Consider the following 7,038-nt stretch of genomic DNA (forward strand, 5'->3'; position numbering starts at 1 on the left):
GAGCAACCATGGAACGCAAGAAACTCTATCTCTATGTCGGCATCCCGGTCCTGGCCATCATCGCCGCAATCTCCTATCACCGGGTGCAGCGGAACAAGGAACTCAGCCACCAGCGCGAACAGAAGGACCAGGGCCTCGTCCCCGTCACCCTGGTGCCCGTTGAAACCCGTCCCTTCAGGAGCGCCATCGCCTTCACCGGCAACCTCCTGGCGGTGAACCGCGCCGAACTGAAGGCCGAGGTCGCGGGCCGCGTCACCCGCGTCACGGTCCAGGAAGGCGATCGAGTGGCCGCCGGGACCGTACTTTGCGCCCAGGATGAGGACGAACTGCTCCTGAGTGTCCAGGCCGCCGAGGCCCAGTTGGCCCAGGCCCAGGCCCAGGCCCAGCAGACCCGCCGGGACAACGATCGGGCCCAGAGCCTTCTCGAAAAGCGCAGTGTCACCCGCCAGGCCGCCCAGCAGGCCGAAACCAACTACAACGCAGCCATGGCTGCGGCCAGGGCCGCCGAAAGCAACCTGGGTCTTGCCAAGACCCGCCTCAGGAAGGCCCGCACGACGGCCCCCTTCGCAGGCGAGGTGGCCAAGCGCTCCGTCCAGCCGGGCGAGATGCTGAACCCCGGCCAGCCCTCCTTCGAGGTGGTGGACAACCGCAAGCTGGAGATCCTGGCAGACCTGCCCACAGAGGCCCTCGCCACCGTCAAGATAGGCATGAAGGCATCCTTCAAGGTGGCCGGTTTCGAGCACCCCTTCGAGGGACGCCTGACCCAGATCAGTCCTTCGGTCCAGGCGGATGGACGCACCCTCCGTGTCCGCCTTGAAGTTCCCAATCCCCAGGGGCTTCTCAAGGGAGGACTATTCGCCGAGGGCCTGATCGAGGGCGAGAATGTAACCCAGCGCTCGGCCCTGCCCTCCTCCATCCTGACCGCCACCGGGCGGGAGGCAGAGGTCTTCCAGGCCATCAATGGCATCGCGGTGCGCAGGAAGCTCACCGTAGGGCCAGAACAGAACGGCTGGCGCCCGGTGGAGGCCGACTGGCTCACTGCGGGGGTCCAGATCGTCGGTCAGGGCCAGAAGCTCGTGGTGGATGGCACCCGCCTCCAGGTCATCCAGACCCCAGCCACAGCCCAGGGGAAGTGATCCATGTTCCTATCTGACCTATCCATCAAAAGACCTGTTCTCACCAGTTGCGCCATGCTGGCCATGGTGATCCTCGGGCTCTTCTCCATCAAGGGACTCGGGCTCGACCAGTTTCCCAAGGTGGATATGCCCGTGGTGACCATCAGCGTGGCCTACCCCGGCGCCAGCCCCGACGCCGTTGAACAGGATGTGGTTCGCAAGATCGAAGAAGCGGTCAACCCCATCGAGAAGGTCCGGGAGATCAGCTCCACCTCCCAGGACGGCGTGGGCGTCATCACCGTCGAGTTCGAGATCGAGCGGGATGTGGACAAGGCCCTGGAGGATGTCCGCTCCAAGGTCGGCCAGGTTCGCAAGGACCTTCCGGACACCATCAAGGAACCCATCATCCAGAAGTTCGACCCGGCCCAGCTTCCAGTGCTTTCCTTGGTGGTGCGCCCCGATGAGGCCCACAAGGGCATGAGCGACCGGGAACTCACCCGCATCTCAGACGAGTACATCAAGCGCCGCATCGAGAACATCGCGGGCGTTGGCAAGGCGGAGGTCGTGGGCGGCAGCACCCGGAACATCCTGGTGCAGATCGATCCCCAGAAGCTCGAAGCCATGGGCCTTACCCTCCAGCAGGTCACGGGCTCCCTGGCCCAGGACACCCAGGCCGTTCCCAGCGGCAACCTCCTCACCAGCACCCGGGAAATCAGTGTCCGGGTGGACGCCAAAGCCAAGCGAGTGGAGGACTTCAGGCATGTGATAGTGGGCAACCAGAAGGGCCGACCCATCGAACTCCAGGAGGTCGCCACCATCGTGGACGATATCAAGGAGAAGCGTACCCTGGCGCGGCTTGACGGCCGGGACGCCGTGGCCCTTGAGATCCAGAAGCAGATCGGCGGCAACACCGTCGCCATGGTCAAGGCTGTGGACGCCGCCATCAAGGGCATGGAGCCCGAGTTGCAGAAGCTGGGAGTGGTGACGGTCAAGGCCAAGGACAACTCCAAGTTCATCAATGAGAACGTGGACGACGTCATCCTCTCCATCGTCCTGGGCGGCCTGCTGGCGGTCATCGTCGTCTTCTACTTCCTGAAGAGCTGGCGTTCCACCATCATCACCAGCCTCACGCTTCCGGTGTCCGTCATCAGCACCTTCATCGTCATGAGGGCCCTGGACTTCACCCTGAATACAATGACCCTCATGGCCCTCTCCCTGGCCATCGGCATCCTCATTGATGACGCCATCGTGGTGCGCGAGAACATCACCCGCCACTCGGAGATGGGCAAGGACCACATCACGGCAGCCCGGGAGGGCACCGCCGAGATCGGCCCCGCCGTCATCGCCACCACCATGTCCATCCTGGCGGTCTTCATCCCCGTTGCCTTCATGGGCGGCATCGTGGGCAAGTTCTTCTACAGCTTCGGCATCGTGGTGGCCTTCGCAGTGGCGGTCTCACTCTTCGTGAGCTTCACGCTGGACCCCATGCTCAGTGCCGTGTGGCCCGACCCCGAACATGAGAAGGGCTACCAGGAGTCCCACCACGGCCACCGCCGATTCATCATGAAGAGCGTCGACTGGTTCAACGACAGGCTGGACCAGTGGGAGGCCCTCTACAAGCAGACCATCACCTGGGCTCTGGGGCACCGCAAGAGCGTCCTCGCCATCGGCTTCGGGAGCTTCTTCCTGGCCATGGGACTCATCGGGTTGCTGGGCAGCGATTTCTTCCCGGACTACGATCGGGGCGACATGCAGGTGGGCTTCAAGCTGGAAGCCGGCTCCAGCCTGGAGGCGGCCAAACGCAAGGCCATGGAGCTCGAACGGATCATCCGCACCCGCAAGGACAATACGGACAGCCATGAGGTGGAGCACGTCTACACCACCATCGGCACCGGCCTCAAGGGCACCATCACCGAGGGAACCATCTACGTCAAGCTCTCGGAGGGCAAACGCCGGGACCATGTGACCATCCGCCGAGAACTGCGGGATCGATTCCGCAGCATCCCCGGCGTCGAGACCGACGTAAGCGCCGTCGCCGATCTGGGCGACTCCAAGGCCGTGAGCCTGGCCATCGTGAGCCCGGACCGGAAGGCTGTTGAAGAGGCGGAACCCGCAGTGCTCCAGCTCATCAAGTCCGTGGAGGGAGCGGTGGATGTAAGCAGCAGCCGGGATCAAGGCAAGCCTGAACTCCGCCTGACCGTGGACCGGAAGCGGGCCTCAGACCTCGGCGTTTCCCCCATGGCCATCGCCAATGTCGTCCGCCCCCTGGTGGATGGACTGGACGTGGCCAAGTATGAGGATCCGGGCAGTGGCGAACAGTACGACGTCACGGTCCGTCTTTCAGACATCAACCGCTCCAGGGCCGACCAGCTGGAGGGCATGATGATAAGTTCCTCCAAGAAGGACAAGGCTGGCAACAACCTTCAGGTAAAGCTGAACAACGTGGCCCGTTTCGAGGACACCGTCGCACCCGCCAAGCTCGAACGCCGAGGCCTCCAGCCCCAGCTCCTCATCACCGCCAACAAGGACGGCAAGACCCTCCAGGAGGTGGTGAACGATGTGAATGCCAAGGTGGCCCAGCTCCGCCAGGCCGGGAAGCTTCCGGCTGGGGTGGAGCTGGCCTTCACCGGCACGGCCAAGCACAACAAGGAGAACGGGCAGCACATGGGCACCGCCATCCTGCTGGCCATTTTCTTCATCTATTTTGTGCTGGCCAGCCAGTTCGAGAGCTTCAAGCTCCCCATCACCATCATGGTGTCCCTGCCCCTCTCCATGGTGGGCATGGTGGGCATGCTGCTCATCACCGGGGATCCCATGAGCATGATGACCAACATCGGCCTCATCCTCCTCATGGGCCTGGTGACCAAGAACGCCATCCTGCTGGTGGACAACGCCCTCCAGAACATGCGCGAGCACAACATGCCCCGCCAGGAGGCCATCATCCAGGCCGGTATGACCCGGCTCCGCCCCATCCTCATGACCAGCCTGGCCATGATCGGCGGCATGCTCCCGCTCTTCTTCGCCCTGGGCGCCGGTGCCCAGATGCGGGCCCCCATGGCCCGGGCCGTGGTGGGCGGCATCATCACCTCCACGGTCCTGACCCTGGTGGTGATTCCGGTGTTCTTCGACATCCTGGACGGCTTCACCCTGGCGAAGCTGCGGGACAGGATCAAGGCAAAATTTTCAAGGTAAGAGCTTTATATGCTTACAGATGACCCGCCAACCAGCGGGTCATCTGCGTTTCAGGGATAGACATTCCCGGAAATCAGGGTAGACTAACAAATCAGTCGGCGTTCGTCGTGAACTTCGCCGCATGGGTCCCGTAGCTCAGCTGGATAGAGCATCAGACTACGAATCTGAGGGTCGGGCGTTCGAATCGCTCCGGGACCACCACTCAAGCCCCTGAAACCACAAGGTTTCGGGGGCTTTCGGCATCAGGGGGTCTTCACCCCCGTACTCCCATCCACTCTCGTAAGTGCTGACAATTTCCCCTGAAATCCCCTCGGTTTGACACAGATTTGACACCGGCCAGAAGAGGCCAGGAGCAGCCCGTTCTAGGGTTAGGGTCAAACGGTGGCCATGAAGCCTGGAAATGACCCCGCAGAGGAGCGCCCCAGCCACCTGTGGGCCTGCCGAGCCTCGGGAGTCGCCGACCTTCCTCCCCGCCAGCAGGCTGGCCCCGATCCAGTCCGAGGGCATCGGGGACCCCGCCGCCAAAAATTCTCCAGAAAAGCTGCGACCAACCCAGAAAGCCACAGTAGGCATGGACAGACAGACGACCGGAAGCATCCGGAACGCCTGCTCTTACCCAACCCGCGGCCATCCGGCCGCCAGAGGCAGAGGTTGCCATGTCCCTTCACCTTCCCAAGAGTGATCCCCACAGACCACTTGGCCCGGATACCCAGCCCTCAGGCCCCATCCTCCAGGCCGGTGCATTCAAGTGCCTTCCTGTCCCGGCACCCGAAGCCGTCCAGGCGGCGCTGGAAGCCCTGGGGCTCAGGCCCCTTGGAGAGGTCCAATTGATTGCCGAGGTCACCACCCGACTCATCATCCCCGTGGTGACCGTGGTGGCCGGGGCCGCGGGGAACAGCTCGACCCGCTACGCCCCCCTGCTGGCCGATGACCAGACGGTGGCGGTCCGCCTTCTCTCGAAGGCCATGCGCTTCCTCCGGGAAGGCTGGGTTCCCACCCATGCACAGGCTCACGGCCAAGCCCGCCGTCGCCAGGCGGATCCGAATCTCCCCCTTCCCCACCTCAGGAACACTGCCCGGATCCAGTCCCGCTGCACAGCCGCCCTGGCAGGCACCTGCCGCCATGAAGCGCCGATCACCGTCGAGCGCGCCCGCCAACTCATCCGGGGGGGCCTAGCCTTCCGAGACGACGCCGAGTGCATCCAGCGGATTTGCGGCGAGTGCTCCCGCCGGGAAGTGTCGACAGTGGCCAGAGCCCAGGCCCAGCTGCAGGCGGCAGCCGCCGGGGCCTCCAACCCCAGGGGGGTTTTCGAGGCTCCCGAGCCTCCGGGACTGGTAGCCCTCCGGGCCAAACTCCCGGACTATACAGGGCCCGGCCTGGAGTGTCTCTCAGTCCCGGAATCCGCGGTAGCCGAGAAGTCCGCCAAGCCTGCCCTGACATCAAGCCCGGCGGCCCGCCAGAAGGGGACCGCCAACTGGAACGAACAGGTCTGGCGAGGTCAGTGGTCCCCTGAGATGGCCTACGCCTTGGGCGTAATCGCCGGGGACGGCGCCATCCAGCCCAAACGCGTGGTTATCGAGCTGGATGAGCGAGACCAAGATGTCCTCGTCGCCGTGTGTCACGCCGTCGGCGCCGATCCCAGCCGGATCCACCCGGTAAAGAGGGTCAACCCGGGCCAATCCATCGCCCTCCCCCTCTCCTCGCCAGTGGCCACCCCTGCACTGCTCCAGCGCCTGGGCCTCAGCAGGCCCGGCCACAAAGACACAGCCATCGACATCCCCCCAGGAATGCCCGACATCTACCTTCCGGACTTCCTCCGAGGCCTCGTCGATACTGATGGCACCGTGACCCGCTGCGGCTCCAACACCGCCCAGATGGCCATCTACTCCAACTCAGCCAAACTCATCGAGAGCCTCCGGCAACGGGTGGGACATGCCACAGGCCTCCCAGGTCTGGGCTTCATCTGGGCCCCCAAGAATCCCGGCACCGGCCCCGGCACTTCGAACCATCAATGGGTGGTGACCGGCCACCAAGCGAAGATGCTCGCCCACTGGATTTGGCCTGATCACCGAACCTGGATCGGGGGAATACGAAAAGCCCGTTTGGCGGAGAGTCTCCTCAAGGAGCTCACACCCAGCCGAAAGCCGAAGATCAAAACACTGAGGCTGGGGGGATCACAGAAGTAAGGAGCGAAGTAGAGACGCAAGCAGAAAAGATGGGATCACGAGCTGGTTGGCAAAATTTCACCAGCCACTGCCAGCCCGAGGTCCCTGAATTTTCGCCCCCACCCATGGATGAAAGGCGGCAGCATCATGACACATCGCCCTGCTGGAACATCCCCACCAGCACCGGAGCCTCTGCCTTGGATGGAACTATGTCCTGACCACTTGTGCAGAACTGAAAGCATATGGTTCCCAACCAGTCGTGAAGTTCAAGCAGATGCCATGGGGCCAGGGGAACCTTCCCTTGAATTCAGCCAACGTGCCACCTCAATTGTAGCCGTTCAGCCCCCTCCGCATGGAGGGGGTTTCTGATTCCACGGGGACCGCATCAGGCTGTGAAATCCGGTGCGGCGATTCCGACGAGGCTGGCCTTCATGGCCTGAGTCAGCCACTCCAGCAGGTCCACGCCGCGCTTCCGGGCCGTGCCTGCCAGGGTCAGCATGCGCTCCACAAAGCGGGCGCCATGCTCGCTCTCCACCCCCAGGCTCACCTTCCGCCACAGCACCGCC

Annotated in this window: 3 protein-coding genes, 1 tRNA gene and 1 pseudogene; 4 read left to right on the top strand and 1 reads right to left on the bottom strand. The window is 63.6% G+C overall.

Annotation, left to right across the window (positions count from 1 at the left end; translation table 11 throughout):
* The first annotated feature begins 8 nt into the window (after positions 1-8).
* From HOLFODRAFT_RS0218470 to HOLFODRAFT_RS0218490, 4 genes are all read left to right on the top strand, one after another.
* Entirely contained in the window at positions 9-1,136 is a 1,128-nt protein-coding gene (locus tag HOLFODRAFT_RS0218470) for an efflux RND transporter periplasmic adaptor subunit (protein ID WP_005034768.1), read from the top strand.
* Positions 1,137-1,139: 3 nt separating this feature from the next.
* The gene (locus HOLFODRAFT_RS0218475; RefSeq protein WP_005034765.1) at positions 1,140-4,307 is read left to right on the top strand and encodes an efflux RND transporter permease subunit; all 3,168 of its coding nucleotides are present in this window, start codon (positions 1,140-1,142) and stop codon (positions 4,305-4,307) included.
* Between the two features lie 124 nt (positions 4,308-4,431).
* A tRNA-Arg gene (locus HOLFODRAFT_RS0218480) sits at positions 4,432-4,508 on the top strand.
* Between the two features lie 455 nt (positions 4,509-4,963).
* Complete coding sequence (locus HOLFODRAFT_RS0218490; RefSeq protein ID WP_005034762.1) at positions 4,964-6,493, top strand: LAGLIDADG family homing endonuclease; 1,530 nt, start codon at positions 4,964-4,966, stop codon at positions 6,491-6,493.
* Positions 6,494-6,857: 364 nt separating this feature from the next.
* Here the strand turns inward: HOLFODRAFT_RS0218490 and HOLFODRAFT_RS24705 are convergent.
* A pseudogene (locus tag HOLFODRAFT_RS24705) lies at positions 6,858-7,038 on the bottom strand (IS66 family transposase); the annotation flags it as partial.

Source organism: Holophaga foetida DSM 6591 (assembly GCF_000242615.2).
Classification (GTDB): domain Bacteria; phylum Acidobacteriota; class Holophagae; order Holophagales; family Holophagaceae; genus Holophaga; species Holophaga foetida.